The organism is Pseudonocardia kongjuensis (genome assembly GCF_039526905.1).
Classification (GTDB): domain Bacteria; phylum Actinomycetota; class Actinomycetes; order Mycobacteriales; family Pseudonocardiaceae; genus Pseudonocardia; species Pseudonocardia kongjuensis.
In genome coordinates, this window is the sequence record NZ_BAAAJK010000006.1 from 94,089 (window position 1) to 117,343 (window position 23,255).

At 74.9% G+C, this 23,255-nt stretch carries 25 protein-coding genes, 1 tRNA gene and 1 pseudogene; 13 read left to right on the forward strand and 14 right to left on the reverse strand.

Features of this window, described 5'->3' with window-relative positions; translation table 11 throughout:
- Positions 1-9: 9 nt before the first annotated feature.
- Positions 10-1,101: a TetR family transcriptional regulator gene (locus tag ABD160_RS07975; RefSeq protein WP_344019981.1), complete on the reverse strand. Its 1,092-nt coding sequence runs from the start codon at positions 1,099-1,101 to the stop codon at positions 10-12.
- Positions 1,102-1,188: 87 nt separating this feature from the next.
- Here ABD160_RS07975 and ABD160_RS07980 point away from each other — a divergent pair, with 87 nt between their 5' ends.
- The 3 genes from ABD160_RS07980 to ABD160_RS07990 are packed head-to-tail and all read left to right on the forward strand — an operon-like array spanning position 1,189 to position 3,754.
- Positions 1,189-1,806 (forward strand): transcriptional regulator, encoded by a 618-nt coding sequence (locus ABD160_RS07980; protein WP_344019983.1) that lies wholly within the window; start codon positions 1,189-1,191, stop codon positions 1,804-1,806.
- Positions 1,803-3,161 carry a PEP/pyruvate-binding domain-containing protein gene (locus ABD160_RS07985; protein ID WP_344019985.1) on the forward strand — a complete coding sequence of 453 codons (1,359 nt, stop codon included), beginning with the start codon at positions 1,803-1,805 and terminating at the stop codon, positions 3,159-3,161. Before ABD160_RS07980 ends, ABD160_RS07985 begins: the two co-directional genes overlap by 4 nt.
- Positions 3,158-3,754, forward strand: coding sequence for a histidine phosphatase family protein (locus ABD160_RS07990; protein ID WP_344019987.1), 597 nt, complete (start codon positions 3,158-3,160; stop codon positions 3,752-3,754). Before ABD160_RS07985 ends, ABD160_RS07990 begins: the two co-directional genes overlap by 4 nt.
- Positions 3,755-3,865: 111 nt before the next feature.
- Here ABD160_RS07990 and ABD160_RS07995 read toward each other — a convergent pair whose 3' ends face one another.
- The gene (locus ABD160_RS07995) at positions 3,866-4,762 is read right to left on the reverse strand and encodes an LLM class flavin-dependent oxidoreductase (RefSeq protein WP_344019989.1); all 897 of its coding nucleotides are present in this window, start codon (positions 4,760-4,762) and stop codon (positions 3,866-3,868) included.
- Positions 4,763-4,813: 51 nt separating this feature from the next.
- Positions 4,814-5,194, reverse strand: coding sequence for a winged helix-turn-helix transcriptional regulator (locus ABD160_RS08000; RefSeq protein ID WP_344019991.1), 381 nt, complete (start codon positions 5,192-5,194; stop codon positions 4,814-4,816).
- A gap of 118 nt (positions 5,195-5,312) precedes the next feature.
- Between ABD160_RS08000 and ABD160_RS08005 the strand changes: the two genes are divergently transcribed.
- Both ABD160_RS08005 and ABD160_RS08010 read left to right on the forward strand, forming a co-directional pair.
- Positions 5,313-6,197: an NAD(P)-dependent oxidoreductase gene (locus tag ABD160_RS08005; protein ID WP_344019993.1), complete on the forward strand. Its 885-nt coding sequence runs from the start codon at positions 5,313-5,315 to the stop codon at positions 6,195-6,197.
- Positions 6,194-7,066 carry an NAD(P)-dependent oxidoreductase gene (locus ABD160_RS08010; protein ID WP_344019995.1) on the forward strand — a complete coding sequence of 291 codons (873 nt, stop codon included), beginning with the start codon at positions 6,194-6,196 and terminating at the stop codon, positions 7,064-7,066. The genes ABD160_RS08005 and ABD160_RS08010 overlap by 4 nt, the downstream gene beginning before the upstream one ends.
- An 11-nt stretch (positions 7,067-7,077) precedes the next feature.
- Here ABD160_RS08010 and ABD160_RS08015 read toward each other — a convergent pair whose 3' ends face one another.
- Both ABD160_RS08015 and ABD160_RS08020 read right to left on the reverse strand, forming a co-directional pair.
- Positions 7,078-7,980: a CPBP family intramembrane glutamic endopeptidase gene (locus ABD160_RS08015; RefSeq protein ID WP_344019997.1), complete on the reverse strand. Its 903-nt coding sequence runs from the start codon at positions 7,978-7,980 to the stop codon at positions 7,078-7,080.
- Positions 7,981-8,026: 46 nt separating this feature from the next.
- Entirely contained in the window at positions 8,027-8,929 is a 903-nt protein-coding gene (locus tag ABD160_RS08020; RefSeq protein WP_344019999.1) for a glycosyltransferase family 2 protein, read from the reverse strand.
- Positions 8,930-9,285: 356 nt separating this feature from the next.
- Here ABD160_RS08020 and ABD160_RS08025 point away from each other — a divergent pair, with 356 nt between their 5' ends.
- The gene (locus ABD160_RS08025; RefSeq protein ID WP_344020001.1) at positions 9,286-9,918 is read left to right on the forward strand and encodes an Atu4866 domain-containing protein; all 633 of its coding nucleotides are present in this window, start codon (positions 9,286-9,288) and stop codon (positions 9,916-9,918) included.
- Between the two features lie 82 nt (positions 9,919-10,000).
- A complete protein-coding gene (locus ABD160_RS08030) occupies positions 10,001-10,408 on the forward strand; it encodes a RidA family protein (RefSeq protein ID WP_344020003.1) in 408 nt (135 codons plus the stop codon).
- Here the strand turns inward: ABD160_RS08030 and ABD160_RS08035 are convergent.
- Together ABD160_RS08035 and ABD160_RS08040 are read right to left on the reverse strand one after the other, a co-directional pair.
- Positions 10,369-11,022, reverse strand: a complete 654-nt coding sequence (locus ABD160_RS08035) for a TetR/AcrR family transcriptional regulator (protein ID WP_344020005.1) — start codon at positions 11,020-11,022, stop codon at positions 10,369-10,371. The genes ABD160_RS08030 and ABD160_RS08035 overlap by 40 nt on opposite strands.
- A 26-nt stretch (positions 11,023-11,048) precedes the next feature.
- Positions 11,049-11,828 carry a GTP cyclohydrolase II gene (locus ABD160_RS08040; protein ID WP_344020889.1) on the reverse strand — a complete coding sequence of 260 codons (780 nt, stop codon included), beginning with the start codon at positions 11,826-11,828 and terminating at the stop codon, positions 11,049-11,051.
- Here ABD160_RS08040 and ABD160_RS08045 point away from each other — a divergent pair.
- Complete coding sequence (locus ABD160_RS08045; RefSeq protein WP_344020892.1) at positions 11,730-12,440, forward strand: creatininase family protein; 711 nt, start codon at positions 11,730-11,732, stop codon at positions 12,438-12,440. The two genes, ABD160_RS08040 and ABD160_RS08045, sit on opposite strands and share 99 nt — an antisense overlap.
- Before the next feature lie 90 nt (positions 12,441-12,530).
- Here ABD160_RS08045 and ABD160_RS08050 read toward each other — a convergent pair.
- Positions 12,531-13,373: pseudogene (locus tag ABD160_RS08050) on the reverse strand (lysylphosphatidylglycerol synthase domain-containing protein); the annotation flags it as partial.
- 314 nt (positions 13,374-13,687) lie between these two features.
- Positions 13,688-14,533, reverse strand: a complete 846-nt coding sequence (locus ABD160_RS08055) for an endonuclease/exonuclease/phosphatase family protein (RefSeq protein WP_344020007.1) — start codon at positions 14,531-14,533, stop codon at positions 13,688-13,690.
- 142 nt (positions 14,534-14,675) lie between these two features.
- Between ABD160_RS08055 and ABD160_RS08060 the strand changes: the two genes are divergently transcribed.
- Positions 14,676-15,386, forward strand: a complete 711-nt coding sequence (locus tag ABD160_RS08060; RefSeq protein WP_344020009.1) for a RibD family protein — start codon at positions 14,676-14,678, stop codon at positions 15,384-15,386.
- Between the two features lie 403 nt (positions 15,387-15,789).
- Complete coding sequence (locus ABD160_RS08065) at positions 15,790-16,419, forward strand: hypothetical protein (RefSeq protein WP_344020011.1); 630 nt, start codon at positions 15,790-15,792, stop codon at positions 16,417-16,419.
- Positions 16,420-16,512: 93 nt separating this feature from the next.
- Here the strand turns inward: ABD160_RS08065 and ABD160_RS08070 are convergent.
- Positions 16,513-16,587, reverse strand: a tRNA-Ile gene (locus tag ABD160_RS08070).
- A gap of 52 nt (positions 16,588-16,639) precedes the next feature.
- Positions 16,640-18,394: a BCCT family transporter gene (locus ABD160_RS08075; RefSeq protein ID WP_344020013.1), complete on the reverse strand. Its 1,755-nt coding sequence runs from the start codon at positions 18,392-18,394 to the stop codon at positions 16,640-16,642.
- Positions 18,395-18,654: 260 nt separating this feature from the next.
- Between ABD160_RS08075 and ABD160_RS08080 the strand changes: the two genes are divergently transcribed.
- Positions 18,655-19,521 (forward strand): LLM class flavin-dependent oxidoreductase, encoded by an 867-nt coding sequence (locus tag ABD160_RS08080; protein WP_344020015.1) that lies wholly within the window; start codon positions 18,655-18,657, stop codon positions 19,519-19,521.
- Between the two features lie 59 nt (positions 19,522-19,580).
- Positions 19,581-19,778, forward strand: a complete 198-nt coding sequence (locus ABD160_RS08085) for a DUF4177 domain-containing protein (RefSeq protein ID WP_344020017.1) — start codon at positions 19,581-19,583, stop codon at positions 19,776-19,778.
- Positions 19,779-19,784: 6 nt separating this feature from the next.
- On the opposite strand, the gene ABD160_RS08090 is transcribed toward ABD160_RS08085, so the two are convergent.
- Positions 19,785-20,321: a metal-dependent hydrolase gene (locus tag ABD160_RS08090; RefSeq protein WP_344020019.1), complete on the reverse strand. Its 537-nt coding sequence runs from the start codon at positions 20,319-20,321 to the stop codon at positions 19,785-19,787.
- 272 nt (positions 20,322-20,593) lie between these two features.
- Here ABD160_RS08090 and ABD160_RS08095 point away from each other — a divergent pair, with 272 nt between their 5' ends.
- A complete protein-coding gene (locus tag ABD160_RS08095; protein ID WP_344020021.1) occupies positions 20,594-20,818 on the forward strand; it encodes a DUF2795 domain-containing protein in 225 nt (74 codons plus the stop codon).
- 7 nt (positions 20,819-20,825) lie between these two features.
- On the opposite strand, the gene ABD160_RS08100 is transcribed toward ABD160_RS08095, so the two are convergent.
- On the reverse strand, positions 20,826-21,854 hold the full coding sequence (locus ABD160_RS08100; RefSeq protein ID WP_344020023.1) for a 5-methyltetrahydropteroyltriglutamate--homocysteine methyltransferase: 1,029 nt from the start codon (positions 21,852-21,854) through the stop codon (positions 20,826-20,828).
- A gap of 88 nt (positions 21,855-21,942) precedes the next feature.
- On the reverse strand, positions 21,943-23,136 hold the full coding sequence (locus tag ABD160_RS08105) for an acyl-CoA dehydrogenase family protein (protein WP_344020024.1): 1,194 nt from the start codon (positions 23,134-23,136) through the stop codon (positions 21,943-21,945).
- Positions 23,137-23,255 lie beyond the last annotated feature (119 nt).

Below are 23,255 nucleotides of genomic sequence, written 5' to 3' on the forward strand. Positions count from 1 at the left end.
CGCGGGCCGTCAGGCCCGCGGGAGTGCGGTCGAGGCGGCCACCGCGTGCCCGGCCCCGAACCCCTCGGCCCGGGCGACGACCCGCCCCCCGCGCACCCGCACGGCGACCTCGGTGCGCGTCCCCGGCGCGTCCACCCCGAGCGCGGCCGCGACGGCCCCGTCGTCCAGCACGACGCGCAGCCGGGGCAGGTCGGCGGGGGCGAACACCCGGCGCAGGCAGCCGGCGATGTCGACGATCCGCAGCCGGGCCAGCCGGGCCAGCCGGCCCAGCTCGGCCGGGTCGTCGGTGACGATCGCGACCGTCACCTCGTCCCGCAGCCGGGCCGACCGCAGCGTGTCCTCGGCGGCCGCCAGGCGGTGCACGCCGAGCGCGACCAGCACCCCGTCCCGGCCCGGCTCGGCGGGGCGGCCGCTGATCTCGTCGACCAGCCCGCGCGGCGCCGCCCACGGCTGGTCGACGGTCTCGGCGGGCGCGACGTGGTCCAGGTACGGCGGGCGGTCGTCGTCGACGATCGCGATCCCGGCGAGGTGCTCCGCGGCCCGGACCAGGTCGAACGGATCGCCGACGCCGGGTGCGTTCTCCGCGACGGCCGCGGCCCCGGCGAGCAGGGTCAGTGCGAGCCCGGCCGTCCGCACCCGCCGGCCGGCACCGGGGCGCCGCGCCTCCAGCGCGAGCCCCAGCAGCAGCGCCTCGAACCGGACGAGCGCGGCCAGCGCGTCCCGGGCGGGCCCGTCCTCGACGACGCCGGACAGCGACCGCAGCTGCAGGTGACCGCTGCCGGGCGCGTCGCCGACGAACGGGAGCCGCTCCAGCCAGACCCGGGCGAACTCGGCCAGCGCCGCGCCGGTGGACGCCGGCGGCGTCGCGGGCGGACCGGCCCGGTCGCGGGCCCGCTCGACGACGTCGACCAGCACCGCCAGGTACAGCGCGCGCTTCCCGGCGAAGTTCGAGTACACCGCCCCCCGGGTCAGCTCGGCCCGGTCGGCGACCCGGTCCACCTTCGCGGCGGTGAACCCGTGCTCGGCGAACTCCGCCCGGGCGGCGGCCAGCACCGCGCCGCGGGTGCGTTCCTGCTGCTCGGCCCGCGTCAGTCGCGGCATCGATCCCTCCCCTCGCCGCGGACATGCTACAACTGTCATCCAGATGTTGACGACATTTGAAAACTCTCGACATTCGGAGCTGACGCCGTGCCGACGACGACCCCGCCGGATCTGCTGGTCCTGCACACGCTGCGCTGCACCGGGCACACCGGCGTCGAACGGATCGCGACCGCGACCGGGCTGCCGTGCGCCGGGATCGAGTCGGAGCTGATCGACCTCGGCGCCGCCGGGCTCGTGGTCCGCACCAGCGGCCCGTTCGCCGCCTGGGGGCTGAGCACCCGCGGCCGGGCCGCCGACGCGGAGCGGACCGCCGCCGAGCTGGCCGCGGCGGGCACCCGCCCGGCCGTCATCGCGGGTCTCGACCGGTTCCTGGAGCTCAATCCCGAGCTGCTCGACCTCTGCGCGGCGTGGCAGCTGCGCCCGGGTCCTGGCGGCCGCACCGTCGTGAACGACCACACCGATCCGGCCCACGACGCGCGGGTGCTCGACCGGTTCACCGATCTCGACCGGCGGGCCGCCGCCGTCTGCGCGGAGCTGACCGCGGCGCTCGACCGGTTCGGGCGGTACCGGCCGCGGCTGGCGCTGGCCCTGCGCCGGGTCCGGGCCGGTGACCTCCGGGAGGCCACCGACAGCGTCACCTCGTTCCACGCCGTGTGGGCCGAGCTGCACGAGGACCTGCTCGCCACCCTCGGGATCCCGCGGTGACCCGGGTGCACGCCGTGTCCGCGCAGCTCGACGAGCCGGCCGCACGCATCGGCGGGAAGGCCCGCGGACTGGCCGAGCTGCACCGGCTCGGGCTGCCGGTGCCGCCGGCCGTCGTCGTCACGACCGGGGTCTGCCGCGGTGTGCTGGCCACCGGCCGGCTCCCCGGCGGGCTGGTCGAGGAGGTGACGGCCGCCCTGCGCGATCTCGCACCGCGGGCGTCGACGGTCGCGGTCCGCTCCGGTGCGGCGGTGTCGATGCCCGGGATGATGCGGACCGTCCTCGGCGTCGACCTGCCCGGGGCGCTCGACGGGGCGCTGCGGGAGGTGTTCGCCTCCTGGGACGCACCCCGGGCCCGCACCTACCGCACCCTGCACGACATCCCGCACCACCGGGGCACCGCGGCGATCGTGCAGGTCATGGTGGACGGCGCGCGCGACGGGCACAGCGGGTCCGGCGTCGCCTTCAGCCGGGACCCGAACACCGGCGAGCCGGTCCCGTTCGGCGACGTGCTGTTCGGCCACCGGGGTCCCGACGTCGTCTCCGGCCGGGTCCGGACCCACCCGCTGGGCGAGCTGGCCGGGCGCGAGCCCGCGCTGTGGCCGGAGCTGACCGCCGCCCTCGCCCGGGCCGAACGCCGGCTGCGGCGGCCCTGCTACGTCGAGTTCACCCACGAGTCCGGCCGCCTGTGGTTCCTCCAGCTCCGGCCCGCCCCGGTCACCGGGCGGGCCGCGCTGCGGATCGCGGTGGACCTCGCCGACGCGGGGCTGATCGACCGGTGCGAGGCGGTCCGCCGGACCACCGGCCACGATCTCGACCACGCCCGGACGCCGATCCTCGCCGATCCCGGCGTCCTCGCCGGTCAGGGGACCGGGGCGGGCCCCGGCGTCGTCTCCGGGCGGATCGCGACCACCGCCGGATCGGCGGTCCGGCTGGCCGCGGACGGCCCGGTCGTCCTGGTCCGGCCGGAGACGTCGCCGGACGACATGCACGGCCTCGCGGCCGCCGCCGGCATCCTGACCACCCGCGGCGGCCCGGCCTGCCACGCCGCGGTCGTCGCCAGGGCACTCGGCAGGCCCGCGGTCGTCGGCGCCGCCGACATCGCCGTCGACCCGGCCGCCGGGACGGTCACGACCCGGGCCGGCACCGTCGGCGAGGGCACCGTGCTCACCATCGACGGGACCACCGGCCGGGTCGTCCTCGGCCACGCCGGCAGCACCGTCGACGACGCCGATCCGCACCGCGACCGGCTCCTCGGCTGGGCCGACGACATCTCCGGCGACCGCTCCCCCCGGTCCGCGGCGGACCGGCTGCGCGACGCGCACGCGGTCCTCCCGGCGACCGAGGACCGGCGATGACCGCGCCGCGCACCCGCCGCCTGCACCTGGTCCGGCACGGCGCCGCCGACGCGTTCGGCACCCTCACCGACACCGGACGGCGGCAGTCCGAGCTGCTCGGCGCCCGCCTGGCCGGGTTGCCGATCGACACCGTGCGGCACTCGCCGCTGTCCCGGGCCGCCCGGTGCGCGCAGATCCTCGCCGCGCACCTGCCCGGCGCCGCGCTGCACGAGGCGCCCGAGCTCGTCGACCACGTGCCGCACGTGCCGCCCGAGCCGCCCCCGGGGTGGGCCGGCTTCTTCGACGGCTACGACGCCGCCGAGGCCGCCGACGGCGCGATCCGCGCGGCCGCCCTGACCGGCCGGTTCGCCCGGGCCCCCGGCGCCGACACGCACGAGGTCCTCGTCACCCACTCCTATCCGATCGCCTGGCTGGTGCGGCACGCGCTGGACGCGCCGCCGGACCGCTGGCTCGGCCTCAACCCGGGCAACGCCTCGCTCACCGTGATCGAGTACCGGCCGGGCACGGCGCCGACCCTGGTGCTCTACAACGACATGGGGCATCTGCCGCCCGAGCTGCGCTGGACCGGCTTCGGCGGCGGCCCGCACCCCTGACGCCCGCCGGTCCTCCGTCGAGATGCGCACCAGTGTCCGGGGAAGATCGACAATTCGCCCTGACGCGCATCTCGGCGGTGGTCCGCCCCTGGCCCGCAGGGCGGGCCGGCCTCACCCCGTGCGCTCGGACGCGACGAGCTCGCGGGCCAGCGGGGCGACCTCGCGCCCGAAGCGGTCCAGGTCGGCGGGATCGTCGGAGGCGAGGACGAACCCGGACACGCCGTACTGCAGGGCCAGGTCCGCGACCTGCTCGGCCCAGGCGTCGGGCGTCCCGCGGAACAGCCCGTCGCCACTGCCGAAGGCGCCGTCGAGGTTGAGGATCCGGCTGATCGCGGCCGGATCGCGCCCGGCGGCGGACGCGGCGTCGTCGATCTGCTCGTTCATCGCCCGCAGCGACGGCGGCCCGTCGGGCAGGTAGCCCAGCGACGGCAGCCAGCCGTCGGCGACCCGGCCGGTCAGCCGGAGCATCCGCGGCTTGTACGCCCCGACGTGGATCGGGATCGGGTGTGCGGGCGCCGGCCCGCGCCGGACGCCGGCGACCGGATGGAACTCCCCCTCGACGGTCAGCCGGCCGGGCTCGTCGGTCGACCACACCCCGCGGAGCACCCGGATCGCCTCCTCCAGCGCCCGCACGGCCTGGCCGGGTTCGAGCCGGGTGCCGCCCATCGCGACGATGCCGTCCCAGAACGCGCCGGCGCCCAGCCCCATCTCGACGCGCCCGCCGCTGAGCCGGTCCAGCGTCGCGGCGGCCCGGGCCAGCACCGCCGGCGGACGCAGCGGCAGGCAGAGCACGTTGCCGCTGATCCGGATGCGTTCGGTGCGCGCCGCGACCCAGGACATCAGGGTCCAGGTGTCCTGGAACGCGGCCTGGTAGGGATGGTCCTGGAAGCTGACGAGATCGAGCCCGGCGCGCTCGGCGAGCAGCGCCGTCTCGACCGGGCCCTCCGGCGGCCGGGCTGCCGGGGTGATGAAGCTGCCGAACCACAGGTCGTGGCCGTAGTCGGTCACTGTGCACGTCCTCGGGGTCGTCGGAGAGGTCGGGGCGGCGACCCCGCCCGGTCAGGGCCGGGGCATCGACGGGGCGTCCGGATGGTCCACCATCGCCCGCCGCTCCCGGGCGATCCGGTCCCGGCCCCACTCGCCGAGCGGGCCGAGGGCGGTGTTGAGCGCCCGGCCGTGCTCGGTCAGCGAGTACTCGACCCGCGGCGGGACCTCCGCGTGCACCCGGCGGTGCACCAGGTCGTCCTCCTCCAGCTGGCGCAGGTGCTGGGTCAGCATCTTCTCGCTCACCCCGGGCAGCGCCCGGCGCAGCTCACCGAACCGCCGGACGCCGTGCTCGTCGAGCTCCCACAGGATGAGCCCCTTCCACTTCCCGCTGACGACGTCGAGCGCCGCGTCGATGCCGCAGATGTAGGGACCGCACCTGTCCGAACCCGTCACGCCCCGCTCCTCACTCACCAAAAGGTAAGTACCGCAGAAAATAGTGGGTACTTCCGGCATTGGCGGTACCCGCCCAGCATGGAGGAACAGATCCGACGAACTCAAGGAGGGGACCTCCATGACGGATACACGACTCCCCGTCGCCGTGCTCGGGACGGGCGCGATGGGCCGGGCACTCGCCGGCGCCCTGCTCGACGACGGCCGTCCGGTGACGGTGTGGAACCGCACCCCGGGACGAGCGGCCGGCCTGCTCGCCCGGGGCGCGACCGGCGCGGCGACCGTGCCGGAGGCGGTGGCCGCCGGCGGGCCGGTGATCGTCTGCCTGCTCGATCACGCCTCGGTGCACGCGATCCTCGATCCGGCGGCCGGCGCGCTGCGCGGGCGCACCGTCGTCAACCTCACCACGACCACCCCGGCCGAGGCGCGCGAGCTGGCGTCCTGGAGCGCGGAGCGGAGCATCCGGTACCTGGACGGGGCGATCATGGCCACCCCGCCGATGATCGGCGGGCCCGGTGCGCAGATCCTCTACAGCGGGCCGCGGGCGGTGTTCGACGCCCACCGGGACCTGCTCGACCGCTGGGCGGCGAGCAGCTACCACGGCGACGACGCCGGCCGGGCGTCGCTGCTCGATCTGGCGCTGCTCGCGGCCATGTACACGATGCTCACCGGGTTCCTGCACGGCGCGGCCATGGTGCGGTCCGCGGGCCTGGACACCGCCGGGTTCGCCGAGCGGGCCGCCCCGTTCCTGGCCGCGATGACCGGGACCTTCGGCTCCTCCGCGGCGGTGCTCGACAGCGGCGACCACTCCGGACCGGAGCAGAGCCTGGAGTGGACGGCCCCCGCGCTGGACACGATCGCCCGGGCCAGCCGCGAGCAGGGCGTCGATCCGGCGCCGGTCGACCTGCTGCGGGCACTCGTCCGGCAGCAGATCGACGCCGGCCACGGCGCCGACGACCTCGGCCGGATCGTCGAGGGCCTGCGCGCGGAGCGGAGCGCGGCATGACCCCGGTGACCGTGATCGGGCTCGGCCCGATGGGCCGGGCGATGGCCGGGGCGCTGCTCGCGGCGGGCCACCCGGTGACCGTGTGGAACCGGACCGCCGCCCGGGCCGAGCCGGTCGTCGCCGCCGGTGCCGTGCTCGCGCCGACCCCGTCCGACGCGCTGCGGGCGGGCCCCCTGGTGATCCTCAGCCTCACCGACTACCGGGCGATGTACGACATCCTCGGCGACGCCGTCGCGGACCTGCCCGGGCGCACCGTCGTCAATCTCAGCTCGGAGTCCCCCGCCGGGACCCGCGACGCCGCCCGGTGGCTCGCCGGGCACGGCGCGCGGCTCGTCGTCGGCGGGGTGATGGTGCCCGCGCCGATGGTCGGGACACCGGCCGCGTCGGTGTTCTACAGCGGTGACGTCGACGCGTTCGAGCGCCACCGCCAGGTGCTCGCCACGATCGGCGAGCCGCGCCTGCTCGGCACCGATCCGGCGCTCGCGCAGCTGATGTACCTGGCCCATCTCGACGTCTTCCTGACCGGCCTGTCCGCCCTCGCGCACGCGACGGCGCTGCTCGGCACGGCCGGCCTGTCCGCCTCGGAGGTGATGCCCGGGCTGCTCGCGATGCTGGCGGACACGCCGGAGATCGTCGCCGCCGGTGAGCCGCCGTGGACCCACATCGACGACGACCGGCACCCGGGCGATCTCAGCACCGCGACCATGATGGGCGCGACCGCCGACCACGTGGTGGCCGCGAGCGCGGAGGCGGGCATCGATCTCGCACTCCCCCGCGCGGTGCAGGCGCACTACCGGCGCGCCGTCGACGACGGGCACGGCGCGGACGACTGGACCCGCATCGTCGACGGCATCCGCGACCCGCGCTGAGCGGGGGCCGGTCAGCCGGCGAGCCGCGCCGGGCGGGCCCGCCGCTCGTGGAACCACACGACGGCGACCATCGCGACGTTGGCGACGGCGAGGATCAGCAGCGACGGGCCGCCGGTGTCGGTGGCCCGGTCGATGGTGCTGGTCCCGCCGCCGGCCATCACGTTGGTGAGGACGCCGGCGATGACGTTGTTGACGACGTGGAAGGCGATCGGCGCCTCCATCCCGCCGCTGATGATCGCCATCAATCCGGTGCTGATCCCGACCACGGTGAAGTAGCCGGCCAGCCACGGGTCGGTCGAACCGTGCACCGCGGCGAAGCCCAGCGACGAGACGACGAGCCCGAGTGCCAGGGCCGGCCGGACCGCGCGCAGCCAGCTCGCCGCCGCCGGGAGCAGGACGCTGCGGAACATCAGCTCCTCGCCGGCCGCCTGGAACGGGGTGGTGAGCAGGGTGACCGCGAGGAGGGCGAGGGTGGTGCCGGTGATCGCGAAGCCGGTCCAGCCGGCGGACTCCGGTGCGACGACCGCGACGACGGCCATCGCCGCGCCCACCACCAGCGCCGCGCCGACCGAGTAGCGGGCCAGCCGCAGGCCGTCGAACGCCCGTCGGTGGCTGAACAGGGCGCGCCAGGGCACCCCGCTGAGCCACACCAGCATCAGCACGGCCACCAGGCCGGTCACGCCGATGGCCAGGTTGGCGGCGAGCGCCTTCTCCGGGGTGAACTCGGTGGACAGCGGATCGTCGCTGCCCACGAGGACGCCGACGAACAGGAAGGCCGACCACTGGGTGAGCACCAGCACCACCGGCAGCGTCACGAGCAGGACGAGCGGCTTCCACCAGCTCATCCGCAGGTGCGCGCCGAACGGGCGGGCGGGGTCGACCACGGCGGGCCCGGGCCGGGCCGTGCGGTTCACCGCACCGGGCTCCGGCGACGGCGGGGCCGGGTAGGGCCGGTGGGGGTCAGGCGCGTGCACGGGCAGTCCCTCCGGGACACGGATCGGTCGACGGCTGCGGGACCGGCTCGTCCGGGGCCGGCCGCGGCTCCGGCTGCCGGGCGAGCGGGACCGCGGACGGCACGGCGGACGCCGGCGGCACCGCGGGCGCAGGCGGCACCGCGGGCACCGGCAGCGGCAGCACCGGGGCGAGGGTCCGGGAGCTGCGCCGGCGCTCGGCGAGCAGGGTGCGGAGCACCCGGGCGCCGTCGGCGAAGGTGCGCAGGTTGGTGTCGCCGAAGATCCGCCGCCGCTCCACCGAGGGGACCTCGGTGATCGCCAGCCCGGCGGCCGCGAACCGGCAGTTGAGCACCGTTTCGATCTCGAAGCCGTCACCCCACGGCACACCCGTCGGCGGGGCCGGCGCGTCGGTCGCGGGCAGATCCAGCACCGGCAGCAGATCGGCCCAGAACGCGTTGTAGCCGTAGCAGAGATCGGTGAAGGACGTGCCGAACAACGCGTTGGCAACGACGTTGAGACCGAGGTTGCCGGCCCGGCGCAGCGCGGTGATGTCGTCGCTGCCGCCGCCCGCGGTGAACCGGCTGCCCTTGGCGAGATCGGCGCCCGCGACGAGCGCGTCGACGAAGGCCGGGATCTCCGCCGGATCGGCCGACCCGTCGGCGTCGAACATGACCACGACGTCGCCGGTCACCTCGGCGAAGCCGCAGGCCAGCGCGTTGCCCTTGCCGCGCCGGGTCTGGGTGACGGTGCGCACCGACGGCAGCACTCGGCGGGCGACGTCGAGCGAGCCGTCCGCCGAGTGCCCGTCCACGACGATGATCTCGTGCACCGCGGGGCGCACCGCGGCGAGCGCGGGCAGGACGATCTCGAGGTTCCGCGCCTCGTTCCGGACCGGGACGACGACGCTCACCGCGGGCGGCCGCCCGGCCCGCGCACGTGCCCGCTGTGCGGACCGGGCACCCGGCGCCGGCCCGTTCCGGGCGGCGCCCCGCGCCGACCGGCCGGTTCTGTGCTGCACGTCGACCATCGTCATCCCGTCGTCGTCCGCTGGTGATCGTGGACGCCAGTACAGGTCGTGCCGCAGCGGCACACTCAAGGTGGTGTGACGCACGCCATCGCCGGTGCGCGGACGCGGCGGCGCGGACCGCGCCCCGTGCCGGGGTGCGCCGCACCCAGGATCTCCCCGGCCTCCCCGGCAGCGGCGCTCCGCACGACCCTGGACGGTGGCCGCCGGGTCCCGGCGGCGACGACCACGGGGAGGCCCGAATGTCCAGCACCGCACCGTCCCTCCGGTTCACCGGCGCGACCGTGTACCCGACGCCGTCGCACGCCGTACCGGGCGAGCTGGCCATCCGCGACGGCGTGATCACGCACGCGGGACCAGCGGCTCCCGGCGACGACGGGCACGGCCGCGTGATCGACGCCCGGGGCACGTCGATCGTGCCGCTGCTGGACGGCAACGCGCTGCGCGCCCGGCCGGCCGGCGAGCGCGGTGCCTACGACCTCGTCCCGGGGAACCCGGCCACGTTCGCCGTGGTCCGCGGCCGGGTGGGCGAGTCGCAGATGCGGAACATGCTCGTCGTCCGGCCGGCCGATCTGCTCGCCGTCGTCGTCGACGGGGAGATCCTCGTCCGGGACGGGGAGCCCACCCCCGCCGCCGGGGCGCCGGACCCGGACGCGTGGGTCGGCGTCTGGACCGACCGGGGGCGCGCGCTCGACCAGCACCTGCTCCCCGGCGGCCGGTACACCGAGACGCGCGGCGGCCGGGTGGACGCCTACACCGGCGCCTGGTGGACCCGCGGGGACAGGATCGTCTACCGCGACGACTCCGGTTTCTGGGCGTTCGGCGTCCGGTACGACGGCGTGATCTACCACGCGGGGATCGTCCTGCGCCGGTGACCGGCGCCGGTTCCGGCGGGAGCCGATGGCATAGCATTGCTGTGTTATGTTTTCGCGGTCCACGACGAGAGGAACCGGAAGCATGAGCGTCACGCTGGTCCATCCCGAGCGGGTCAACCGGGTCGACGTCCACCACCAGGTCGCCGTCACCCAGGGCACCCGCACCGTCCACCTGGCCGGACAGGTCTCCTGGGACACCGAGGGCAACCTGGTCGGGAAGGACGATCTGGCCGCCCAGGCCGAGCAGTGCCACCTCAACATCGCCGCCGCGCTCGACGCGGTCGGCGCGACCCCGGCCGACCTGGCCAAGGTCACCGTCTACCTGGTCGACCTCACCGAGGAGCGGGCCGGCCGGTTCCTCGCCGGACGCGAGCGCGCCGCCGCGACGCTGGGCGTCGAGTTCGAGCAGCCGAGCACCTGGATCGGGGTCACCGCACTCGCGGCGCCCGGCTACCTGGTCGAGGTGGACGCGGTGGCCGTGCTGCCCTGAGGCGGACGCAGCTCGATCCAGCCCGCCTCGACCGAGCGCCGGCACAGCGCGGGATCGTCGCCGGCGGCGACGATCACCGCGGTGAGCAGGTGGACGCCCGAGGCGAGCGTCCGGCGCGAGGCCACCCGGCTCACGATCAGCGACACGATCCCGTGGCAGACCGTCCAGACGTCGGTGCCGAGCCGGGCCGGATCGACGTCCGCTCCGATCCGGCCCGCGTCGCGGCAGCGGTGCGCGGCACGCACCAGGTATCCGAGGGTCGCCTCGGCGGCGTCGATGTCCTCGAGCTCGACGGTCGCGTCGAACATGACCCGGTACAGGTCGGGATGCTCCAGGGCGTTGACGGCGTAGGCGGCCACCCCCGCCACCAGGTCCTCGACCGGGTCGGCCGGGACGACGAGCGCCTCCAGGCGGGCCGCCAGCCGGGTGAAGCCCTCCTGGCGCAGCGCCCGCCACACCCCGTCGATCCCGCCGAAGTAGGTGTAGACCGCCATCGTCGAGACGCCGGTCCCCTCGACCAGCGACCGCAACGTGATCGGCTCGCGGTCCCGGAGCATCCGGGCCGCACGCTCCAGCAGCAGCGTGCGCACCGCCGGGTCCTTCCGCCTCGCCATCCGCCGGACTCTATAGTATCGCGACGCTATGGAAAGCGGGCCGGGTCCAGCTGCGGCAGGTGGTGTCCGAGCCGGTCGCGCTTGGCGGTCAGGTAGCGCTCGTTGTGCTCGGTGACCGGCTCCAGCAGCGGCACCAGCTCGGTGACCACGATCCCGTACCCGGTGAGCGCCTCCACCTTCGCCGGACTGTTGGACAGCAGCCGCACCCGGTCGACGCCGATGTGCCGGAGCACGGCCGCCGCGGCACCGAAGTCCCGGACGTCGACCGGCAGCCCCAGCGCGACGGCCGAGTCGACCGTGTCGAGGCCGTCCCCGTCCTGCAGCACGTGGGTGCGGATCTTGGCGAGCAGCCCGATCCCGCGCCCCTCGTGACCACGCAGGTAGACGATCACCCCGCAGCCCGCGTCGACGACGGCGTCCAGCGCCGAGGACAGCTGGTCACCGCACTCGCACCGCATCGCACCGAACACGTCGCCGGTCAGGCACTCGGAGTGCACCCGTACCAGCGCCGCGCCGGCCGCCGCCGGGTCGCCGTGCACCAGGGCGAGATGCTCCGGCCCACCGGCGTGCTCCCGGAAGGCGATCGCCCGGAACCGTCCGTGCCGGGTCGTCAGCTCCGACTCGGCGACCTCGGCCGGGCCGCCTCGACTCGGATCCTCCACAGTTCCTCCTCCGCACCGGGGCGGGCCCGTGAGAGCCTCGCCCACATGTGTTCCGTTCCGGCCGACACCACGGTCGACCTCCGCGACCGTGCCGTCCCGGCCGCCGTCCTCCCGGTGGGGAGCCTGGAGCAGCACGGCCCGCACCTGCCCCTCACCACCGACACCCTCGTCGCGACATCGCTCGCCGCCCGGATCGCGGACGCGTACCCGGTCCGGCTGCTCCCCCCGGTGACGATCTCCTGCTCGCACGAGCACGCCGCGTGGGCCGGCACCGTGAGCATCTCGGCCACCACCCTCGCCGCGGTCGTCACCGACATCGCCGCCTCGCTGCACGCCTCCGGGGTCCCCGCGCTGGTGCTGGTCAACGGGCACGGCGGCAACCACGTCCTGCGCAACGTCGTGCAGCAGGCGTCGGTCGGGCCGATGCCGATGGCCCTGTTCCCCGGCGGCGACGACTGGGGCGCGGCCCGCGCCGAGGCCGGGCTGGTCACGTCGTCGGCCGCCGACATGCACGCCGGCGAGCTGGAGACCTCGATCCTGCTGCACACCCATCCGGAGCAGGTCCGGCCGGACTTCGCCACCGCCGACCACGACGCCGACGAGCGGCCGTACCTGCTCAGCCGCGGGCTGCAGTGGTACTCCACCTCCGGGGTCGTCGGCCGGCCGTCCCTGGCGACCGCCGACAAGGGCCGCGACGTCCTGGCCGCCCTGGTCGCCCGCTTCGCCGGGCACCTGCACGCCCTCGGCACCGGCTGAACGCGCGCCCGGCGCGGTGACCGGGGCGGCGTCGGCCCGGCGCCGCATCAGCACCACCACCGCTCCCGGTGCGCAGGCGACCAGGCCGAGGATCCCGTAGATCACGGCGGTCGCCATGCCCTCGGCGGCCGGGAGTCCGACCGCCGCGAACCCGGCGACGGCGGCCGCCTCGCGCGGGCCCCAGCCGCCGACGTTCAGCGGCACGGTCATCGCCACCATCGCCAGCACCAGCAGCGGCAGCAGCTCGGCGGTCCCGGCGACCGATCCCGCCGCCCGCGCGGCGAGGACGAACATCACCAGGTAGCAGCCGAGCTGCCCGGCCGAGGCCAGCAGCAGCACCGCGGCCGGCCCGGCCCGCAGCACGGCGCGGACGTCGGCGAGCAGCCGGCGCAATCGTGTCCACAGCAGCCGGCAGACCACCGCCACCAGCACGAGCACTCCGCCGACCACCCAGCCGGCGCCGCCGGGGATCCGGTCGCCGGCCGCACGCAGCAGGTCGGGCTGGGCGATCAGGACGACGACCGCGGCCGCGTAGAGCACCACCTGGCAGGCCACCCGCTCGAGGACGACCGCGTGCACGCCGCCGGTGACGTCCCCGGCGCGCCGTCCGTGGCTGACCGCGCGGTGCACGTCACCGAGCACACCCGAGGGCAGCACCGAGTTGAGGAAGCTCGCCCGGTAGCAGTCGCCGACCGCCCCGGTCCAGCTCAGGCGCAGGCCCAGCGCCCGGGCCACCGCGCACCAGCGCCACGCCGTGCAGAGGATCCCGAGCGCACCGAGCACGAGCGCGGCCAGCAGGGTGCCGGCCCCGATCCCGCTCAGCCGCTCCAGCACCGGGCCCGCGCCGACCTGCACGACCAGCACCACCAGCAGGGCGATACCACCGGACACGCGGAGCAGCGGTGACAGGCGCGCCCATCCGCGCACCCTCACCCCGCCGGCCTCCGGCGGCCTTGCGCGCGTCGATCCCGGCCGGGACCACGACGTGCACCGGGTCGCGCCCCCGTGACGAGGTCTCGGACGGTGGTGCTGAGCAACGGTTCTCCCGGCGTGCCGACTGCTGTGCGGAGACGGCTCCCGCCCGGCCGACAGCGAGATGTCGCGCGCGTGCGGTTGTTCTCCGACTGTTTGTCCTGTTTTCGGCCGGAGACGGCTGTTCGGTTCATTTCCGACGTGAAGTCCGGCGTGTCGGTGTGCGACGCGCCTGTCACCGGATTGCGCCGCAATGGTGCGCGCGGGACCGTCGGTCAGCGGGTGACCGGGTCCAGCGTGACGAGCATCGCCGGGTGGTCGGTGGTGCCGCGCATGTCGATCTGCCGGAAGTCCGCGGCGGCCAGATCGGGCGAGGCGACGACGTGCTGCCGGCCGTCGTCGCCGACGTCGGTGAAGCCGTCCGGCAGGCACCCCAGGAAGTCCGGGTCGTCGCCCGGGCCGAGATTGAGGTCCGCGCCGACCACCGTGGGGCCGGCGCCGTCGCGGGCCCGCAGCTCCCCGACGACGTCGTCGAAGAGGTACCGGCACTGGGCGACGGCGACCGAGCGGTCGGTGTAGGCCAGGTGGGTGGTGCAGGCGGTGAGTGCGCTCCCGGCGCCGGTGTCCAGGCACAGCCACGCCCGTTCCTCGGGGTCGAGCGGATCCTGCGCCGGATGGATGCCGGCACTCGCCACCGCCGACGACGTCTGCGACACCACGCCGATACCGAACTGCCCGCCGTCACGGCAGGGGTAGGGCCCACCGGTCCCCCGGTCGCGCGCGGGCTGGAAGTGCGAGGAGGTCGACGCATCCGGGGCGGCCTCGGCGAGCGCCCGTTCGAGCACGGCGACGTCGTCCCCGCAGATCTCGTTGAGCGTGATCACGTCCGGCACCTCGGCCCGGATCACCGCGGCGCCCTCCTCCACCGCCCGCCCGGTGAAGCACCCGGCGATCCCGCTGTTGCACAGGTTCATCTGCAGCAACCGCAGCGGCGGTGCCGGATCCGGCGGCCCGGCCGCCACCGGCGGCCGGCCGGCTTCGGCCGCGCACCCGAGGAGGACCGCCATGGCCACGGCCAGCATCCCGACCTGCCGGTACGCACGGCGGGCGCTCGAGGTCATGTGGTGAGCCCTTCGGATCGTGGACGACGTCGGGACGGACTACATCATCCGCAGCGGACGCCCGCCCGGTACGGGCGAGCGCATCCGGTGCGATTCGCCGCCCCGCGGGCCACCGCGCGGCGGTCGCGTACCCTCGCCGGACGTGACGAACACCGTGACGGCCGACCGCTCCGGGCGCCCGTCCGGGCCCTACGTCCTGGCCTCGGTGGCGGTCTCGCTGGACGGCTACATCGACGACGCCGGGCCGGGCACGCTGGTGCTCTCCGACGCCGACGACCTGGACCGGGTCGACGAGGTCCGGGCCGGGGTGGACGCGATCCTGGTCGGGGCCGGGACGGTGCGCGCCGACGATCCCCGGCTGCGGGTCCGCTCCGACCGGCGCCGCGACGAGCGGATCGCCGCCGGCCGTCCGCCGTCGCCGCGCCGGGTGATCCTCTCCACGAGCGGGGACCTCGATCCCACGGCCGCCGTGTTCACCTGCGAGCGGTCGGACCCTCCCCTGGTCTACACCGCCGACCGGGCCGTCGACGGGACACGCGCCCGGCTCGACGGCGTGGCCGAGGTCGTCGGTGCCGGCGAACCGCCGACCCCGTCGTCGGTGCTCGCCGATCTCGCCGCCCGCGAGGTGGACCGGTTGCTGGTCGAGGGCGGCGGCGCCGTGCACACGGCGTTCCTCACCGCGGGCCGGGTGGACGAGCTGCACGTCGTCGTCGCGCCGTTCTTCGTCGGTGACGCCCGGGCACCCCGGTTCGTGCACGACGGCAGGTTCCCGCAGAGCCCGGAGCGTCCGATGACGCTGGTCGAGGCCCGCCCGATCGGCGACCTGGTGCTGCTGCGCTACCGGCCCCGCTGAGCCGCGAGCCGCGATAGTCGCTCGCCGCGACTCGCATCAGTGTCCGGCGGGGAGCATCCCGCCGGTAGGCGGAGCCCTCCACAATTTCACGTACTCACTCGCAACAACGGTCACGCACCCACTGCGGGATGCGACAGACGGAGCAGTCCGCTACGTCCGTTGGGAGCCCGCGATGAGCGCTCTGCACCACCACACCCGGTCCAAGGCCCGCCCATTGCCGCCACGGCAGCGGCGCTCTCGCGCACGGTTGCGCGGGCTCGCGGCCACCGCCGTCCTCGCAGTGCTGCTCGCCGGCACCGCCGCACTCGCCTACGAAGCCGGGCGCGGAAGCACGACCCAGATCCCGGCAGCCGCAGCCGACCCCAACATTCCACCGCCACCGGTGCCGGCACTCCAACCGGCAGTGAACGAGCCCGGACCGGTACTCGTCGACTCGACGGGCGCACCGCTTCCGGCCGACATCGCCAAATCCGTCCGGACCGTCTACACCGCGCTCGACACCGGGGACCTCGACCCCGTCCACGCCGCCTACAGCGCGACCGGCTCCGACGACTGGCACACCACCGAGCCGCACCTGGGACAGGGAATCGTCCGCCAGGACGTCCTGGCAGCCCTTCGCACGCCCCCGGCGCCCGGTGCCGACACCTACATCTACTCAGCCAGTGGCACATCGGCGACGTTCGGATGGTCCTCGATGGGCACCGGCATCGGCCCCGGTCTCCACTCGATCAGCGGCCCCTGGCTGGACTTCACCACCAGCACCCTCGACACATCCGCACCGCCCGAGCCGCTCACTCCGGCCACAGCCGACGACGAGCCACCGGTCCCGACCAGCTGCACCGCCGGAACACTCGACCAGCCGATCGAGGGCTACCCGTGCACCGACCCCGGCACCGGGCGCGGCGTCGACTACGACGGCACCGTCGGAGTCCACGGCCTCAAACCCTGCCCCTACGGCACCGACATCCCGACGGACCCGAACGAACCCACCCGCAACGCCTCCACCGGCGAGACCTGCGGCTGGTCCGGGTGATCGCAGGCTCCAGCCGCGCGACAATGGCCGGCGGGCCTGGACGGGCACGTCGCGGACGTCGTCGCTCGGCCGAGGCCCTGAGCAGCGGGTTCGTGCGGCGGGCCGGGCTCGAACCGGCAACCTGACGGGTTATGAGTCCGCTGCTCTGACCAATTGAGCTACCGCCGCGGTGTGCGCGGGAGGTTACCGGAGGAGGGTCTCCCCTCCCCCGGCAACTCACTCACTCCGAGGGCGGCGGCTTCCCCGGCCCACGCACGTCGGACGGCGGCTCCGGCGGGTCGGCCGGCGGCCCCACCTGGGCCACCGCCGGCTCGTCCGGGGCGTCCGCGGGATCGCCCGAACCCTCCGGGGCGTCACCGCTCACGACCTCGCGGGACGGCGCGTCGACCTCGGTCGGCTGCTCCCGCAGGTGCCCGGAGACGACGGCGGTGCGCGGCGGGACCTCCCGGCGGAACCCGACGAGCAGCGCGACCAGCATCCCGCAGACCAGGATGAAGATCGGCAACCCGATGACGGTGATGACCTCCTGCAACGCCTCGATGGCCGTGTCCCCGCCGAGCAGCAGCAGGGCCGCGGCGAGACCGCCGAGCGACAGCGCCCAGAACACCCGCTGGCGCAGCGGGCTCATCTCGCCCTTGCCGGTGCAGAGCATGTCGACGACCAGCGACGCCGAGTCCGCCGAGGTGATCAGGAACAGCATCACGATGATGATCGCGATCCCGGACACCACGGTGGACAGCGGGAACTGCTCGAAGAACGCGAACATCGCCAGCGGCACGCTCTCGGCGACCGCCGCCGAGATCGGGCCGCCCTCGCCGCCGATGCCGTCGGCGGCCATCGCCGACCAGCCGAAGATGACGAACCAGACGACGGTGAACGCGGCCGGCGCGACGAGCACGCCCACCACGAACTCGCGGACGGTCCGGCCGCGCGAGATGCGGGCCAGGAAGACGCCCATGTAGGGCGCCCAGGTCACCGTCCACGCCCAGTAGAAGACGGTCCAGCCGGCCTGCCAGCCCCAGCCGTCTGCCTCGGTGTAGGTGGAGAGCGCGTCGTTCCAGAACGACAGCGGGATGATCTGCGTCGCGTAGATCCCGACCGACTCGATCATCTGCCGGAGCAGGAAGACCGTCTCGCCGACGAAGAGCACGAACAGCATCAGCCCGATCGCGGCCAGGATGTTGATGTTCGACAGGCGCTTGATGCCGCGGTCCAGCCCGGAGGCGACGGACCAGGTCGCAACCAGGGCGATGATCAGGACGACGCCGACGCGCAGCTCCGTCGAGTCCGCCAGGCCGGTCATGGCGCTGATCCCGGCGCTGATCTGGGAGGTGCCCAGGCCGACCGAGACCGCGAGCCCGAACAGGGTGCCGAGCACCGCGAAGATGTCGATCGTCCGGCCGATCGGGCCGTGGATCTTCTGGCCGAGCAGCGGGTAGAACACCGACGACACCCGCATCGGCAGCTTGTAGCGGTAGATGAAGAAGCCGAACGCCAGGCCGGGGAGCGTGAAGATCGCCCAGGTGTGCAGGCTGAGGTGGTACATGGAGAACGCCATCGCGTCCTGCGCGGCCTGGCCGCTGTAGGGCTCGACGCCCTCGAACGGCGGGCTCGTGAAGTGCGAGATCGGCTCGGCGACGCCCCAGAACATCAGGACCGTGCCGATACCGCCCGCGAACAGCATCGCGAACCAGGACAGGTTCGTGAACTCGGGCTTGTCGCCCTCGGCGCCGAGCTTGAGGTTCCCGTAGCGGGAGAACGCCGCCCAGACCAGGAACACCAGCCAGGCCGTCACGCCGATCACGAAGAACCAGCCGAGGTTGAACGTGATCCACTCCCGGCCCGCGGTGAACGCGGCGCCGATCGGCACCGGGAACATCAGCAGCAGCGCCAGGATGAGCAGCATCAGTCCCGCCGACCAGAAGAAGATCAGCGGGTTCGTACGCAGGCCGAGCCTGCGCGCCAGGTCGTGCACGTCGAACTCCTCCCCCCGACCGATGCCCGCACCGCCGGGCGTCATCGGGCGAGGTCGTCGGGAGGCGGGTGGCGGGACGGCATCGATGCAGTCGCGCAAGAATGTCCGATATGAGATCAGGTGTCCACCTTTGAGTGAGCCGCGGGACGGCCCCGACCACCCCGGACGGGACGGCTGACCTGCGCCCATCTCAGCTCCGCAACGGTCCGCTCCGGGGGATCACCCGTCCGGTGCCGTGACCCGCCTCCTACCCTCTGCGGATGCGGCTCGGCTACCTCACCCACGTCACCGGGGACGACCCGGCGCGGGCGTACCGCGAGACCGTCGAACTGGCCGTGCACGCCGAGGAGCTGGGCTACGACTCGTTCTGGGTCGCCCAGCACCACGACGGCCACCTGGGCGGGCGGCTGCCGTCCCCGCTGGTGCTGCTCGCCGCGGTCGCCGAGCGGACCCGGCTGATCCGGCTCGGCACCGCCACCGTCGTGCTGCCGCTGGAGGAGCCGCGCCGGCTGGCCGAGGACGCGACCGTCCTCGACGCGCTGGCCGGCGGCCGGCTGGAGTTCGGCATCGGCGCCGGGGCCGACGCCGACGCGGCGCGGCGGTTCGGCCGGCGGCACGACGACCGGCACGCCGACACCGTCGCCGCCCTCGACATCCTGCTGGAGCTGCTGCCCGCCGGGCTCGCCGAACAGCGGATGTGGTGGGCGACGTCGTCCTCGGTGGACGCCGCCGCGGACCGCGGCCTCGGGGTGATCTCCGGGAAGCCCGCCGGGCCCGGGTCGGACATCGTCCCCGATCTCGCCCGTTACTGGACCTACGCCCGCGGCCTCGCCCGGGTGGCGCTGTCCCGGCCGCTCCCGGCCGGGCACTCGCCGGGCCGGATCATCGACGACCTGCTCGCCGACCCGGCCCTGCCGTGGGCCGGGGAGCTGATCGTGCAGGCACAGCCGTCGACGGTGTCCGCCGACGTGCACCGGGAGACCATGCAGCGCTTCGCCCGGTACGTGCGGCCCTTCCTCGGGGTGGCCGGGCCGGCCCATCCGGCACCGGTGCCGCAGGCCCCCGAGCCGGACGAGGAGATCGCGCCGCTGCTGCGGCCGCGGCCGGTGGTGCGGTCGCACCGGTAGCGGCCCGGTCGCCACCGGCCGCACGGGAACCGTGTCCGGTCCGGACTCGTTCACCCCGCATGTACGAGTACACGGTGGTCGAACTCCGCGAGGGCCTCATCGGCGGCAAGATGTCCGGCGACAAGCTGGAGCGGATCCTCAACGACCACGCGGCCAAGGGCTGGCAGCTCAAGGCGATCACCTCGGTCGAGGTGAAGGGCCGGATCGGCCCGGGCGGCGTCGACGGCATCCTGGTCACCTTCGAGCGGCAGCGCTGAGGCCCCTCACCACGCCCAGGACCCGGTCACCAATCCGACCCCGGTCACCGCGAGCAGCGCGACGACGACGTGCTCGCCGCGCCCGCCGGTGCGGAACCGCAGCACGTCCGGCCAGCGGATCCGGGCCAGCGGCCAGAACGCGAACCGGTTCCCGGCCGACGTCAGCTCGTCGCCGATCGCGCCGATCCAGCATCCGGCGCCTGCGGCGATCCCGGTCCACACCGCGGTGTCGCCGGGCAGCACGAAGCCGGTCGCCCACCAGGCGAGCAGCCCGATCCCGGCGGCGAACACCGGCGAGTGCGAGAACCCGCGGTGCGAGACGCCGGTGAGCAGCCGCGACAGCCACCGGATCAGCCGGCACAGCAGCCAGGTGACCGGGGGCAGCGCCCGGGTCGCCGTGCTGTTCGGATGGTCGAGATCGGGTGCGAACGCGGCCAGCGCGCACACCAGCACGACGACCGGGACCAGCGCGGGCGGCGGCGGCACCGCCGCGCAGACGGCGAGCCCCAGCACGGCCCCGGACAGCGCGTGCGTCCGGCCCATCACCTGGTCATCACGGTGTCGCGCTCCCCGGCGGTGTCGTCGAACGGCGGTCCCGGGGACGGCCGGGCCGGTGCCGATCCTATCGGCGGGCCGGGCCCGGACCCGGCCGTCGACACGCGTCGCGGACGGGATGATTCGACCGCCGCCGACGAGGTACCCGGGGGCCGTGACCGACGGGCTTCCGATACCGGGCCACGGCCGTGTCCCGGGGAACGGGCCGGCCCGCCGGATCCGCTGAACGACACCCGGCCGAACCGGACAGGAGGGTTCCGATGACCTACCGCGACGATCTCCGCGTCGACAAGGCCCTGCAGGGCGCCGACTTCCCGCGCAGCCGGCAGCAGGTGCTCGACTACGCCCGGGAGCGCGACGCCGACGACAAGACGCTGGAGGCGCTGCGCGCCCTCCCCGAGGGCACCTACGACAACGGTGCGCAGGTCGTGCGCGCCGTGCCGCAGGAGCCCGAGGGCGACCGCCCGGGCGGCACCGACCGCTGAGCCGGGCTCAGAGCTCCGCGCGGACCTGGGCGGCGCCCCGGACGAGCGCGCGCATCTTGCCCTCCGCCGTCGCCCGCGGGAGGTACTTCATCCCGCAGTCGGTGGAGGGCACGATGAGGTCCGGGGTGGTGTGCGGAAATGCCCGCCGCACCCGCCCGGCGACGACCTCGGCCGTCTCCACCTCCGGATCGGACAGGTCGATCACCCCCAGGATGATCGTCTTCCCGGACAGGTCCGCCAGCACACCCAGATCCAGCCCGGACTGCGCCGTCTCGATCGACACCTGGTCCACCGGACAGTCCGCCAGCTCCGGCAGGAACGAATACCCCTCCGGCCGCTCGTGGATGATCGCCGCATACCCGAAACAGATGTGCACCGCCGTCGTCCCCGACACACCCTCGAGCGCCGCGTTCAACGCCGCCAGCCCGTACGCACGCGCCGCATCCGGCCGCGCCTGCATGTACGGCTCGTCGATCTGCACCACGTCCGCACCCGCCGCGTGCAGGTCCCGGATCTCCGCGTTCACCGCCGCCGCATAGTCCATCGCGGCCGCCTCGGCGTCCGGGTAGTGGTCGTTCTGCGCCTGCTGGCTCATCGTGAACGGCCCCGGCACGGTGATCTTGACCGTCCGGTCGGTGTGCGCGCGCAGGAACCGCGCGTCCGCCACCTGCACCGGCGCCGGGCGCCGGATCGGACCGGTGATCCGCGGCACCGGGTTCGGGTGCCCGCTGCGGTCCAGCGCGGTGCCCGGGTTGTCCACGTCCACCCCCTCCAGCGCCGTGGCGAAGTGGTTGGAGTAGCTCTCCCGGCGGATCTCCCCGTCGGTCAGGATGTCCAGGCCGGCCTCCTCCTGGGCCCGGATCGCCAATCGGGTCGCGTCGTCCTGCGCCTCCGCGAGGTGCTCCGGCGCCGGTCGCCACAGCTCCTTCGCCCGCACCCGCGGCGGGAACCGGTCGGCCAGCCGGGCACGGTCGATCAGCCACTCGGGCTGGGCGTAGCTCCCGACCAGCGACGTGGGCAGTACGGGAAGCGGCACGGGTTCTCCTTCGCGACGGCCGCGGCGAGGCATGCACCCCGCCGCATATCGGACACCTGTCCGATCCTCAGGCACCGTCCGGGACGGGTCAACCCGCCGGCAGGCCCAGCTCCACCTGCGCGAGCCGGCGGTACATCGGCTCGCGGAACCCGGTGTTGCGGTGACCGGCGATCGTCGACAGGTCCCGCCACGCCCGTTCGAAACGCTCGCCGGCCCGCAGCGCGCTGGACCCGACGACCGGGACCAGGCCGCCGACCGCCTCCCACGCGGCGACGATCGCCTCCCGGGCGACGACGGTGAGCCGCAGCTCGTCGTGCTCGCCGTACGGCTTCCCGCCTGCGGCGCCCCGCGCGCTCAGCTCGGCGTGCTCCTCGGCGCAGCGCAGGACGACGGCGTCCGCGACCGCCAGCCGGCTCAGCGCGGTGCCGTACCAGCGCTGGAAGTCCGGGTCGTCGATCCGCGGCCGGACCGGTGGCACCGCGGTGCCCCGGCTGCGCATCAGGCGTCCGAACTCGTCGAGCGCGCCGAGTCCCGCGCCGACGGCGAGCGCCGCCAGCGACACGGTGAAGGGGGCGAGTGCCCGTCCGGCGTAGAGCGGGTTGCCGTGCAGCTCCAGGCCGGGCGTGCCGCCCGCGACGTCGACCGAGACCAGCCCGGCACCCTCGACGACCTGGTCGGCCGGGATCACCGCGCCCGCCAGCACGATCCCGTTCGAGCCGCTGCCGCGCAGGCCGAGCACGTCGCCCCAGTCGTCGAGCACGGTCCACGCCGACCGCGGCGCGACGAACACCAGCGGCCGCTCCGGGTCCCCGTCGGCGAACGCCTGGCCCATGAAGTGGGTCGAGTACCCGATCCCGGAGCAGTACCGGACCGTCCCGTCGAGCCGCCACCCGCCGTCCGTCCGGACCGCCCGCACCTCCCCCGACGCCGACGAGGCGCACCGGACGTCGCCGCCGGCGAAGATCCGCTGCTGCGCGGACTCCGGGAGGTACGAGCCGAGCTGCATCGCGTGGCTGGTGGCGAGCGCCCACGACCACGCCGTCGACGGGCAGCCGCGGGCCATCTCCCGCTGCAGCCGGACGAACGTCGGCAGGTCCAGCTCCAGCCCGCCGAACCGGCGCGGCTGCAGCACCCGGTACAGGCCCGCGGCGCGGAACCGCTCGTGCAGCTCGGGCGCGTAACGGGTGCGCCGCTCGGTGGCGGCCTGCTCGGCGAGCAGCGTCGGCCGCAGGTCGACGACGGTGCGCAGCAGGTCGTCGGCGGTGGCTGTGGTCCCGGTCATCGGCGTCCCCGTTTCGCGTCGACGCGGACGCTAGGAGCCGGGACCGGTCCGGCGCGAGACCCGTCCCACCGGGCGGAAGCCGCCGGACGGACAGATGTCCGCGGTACCGGGGTGGTGTC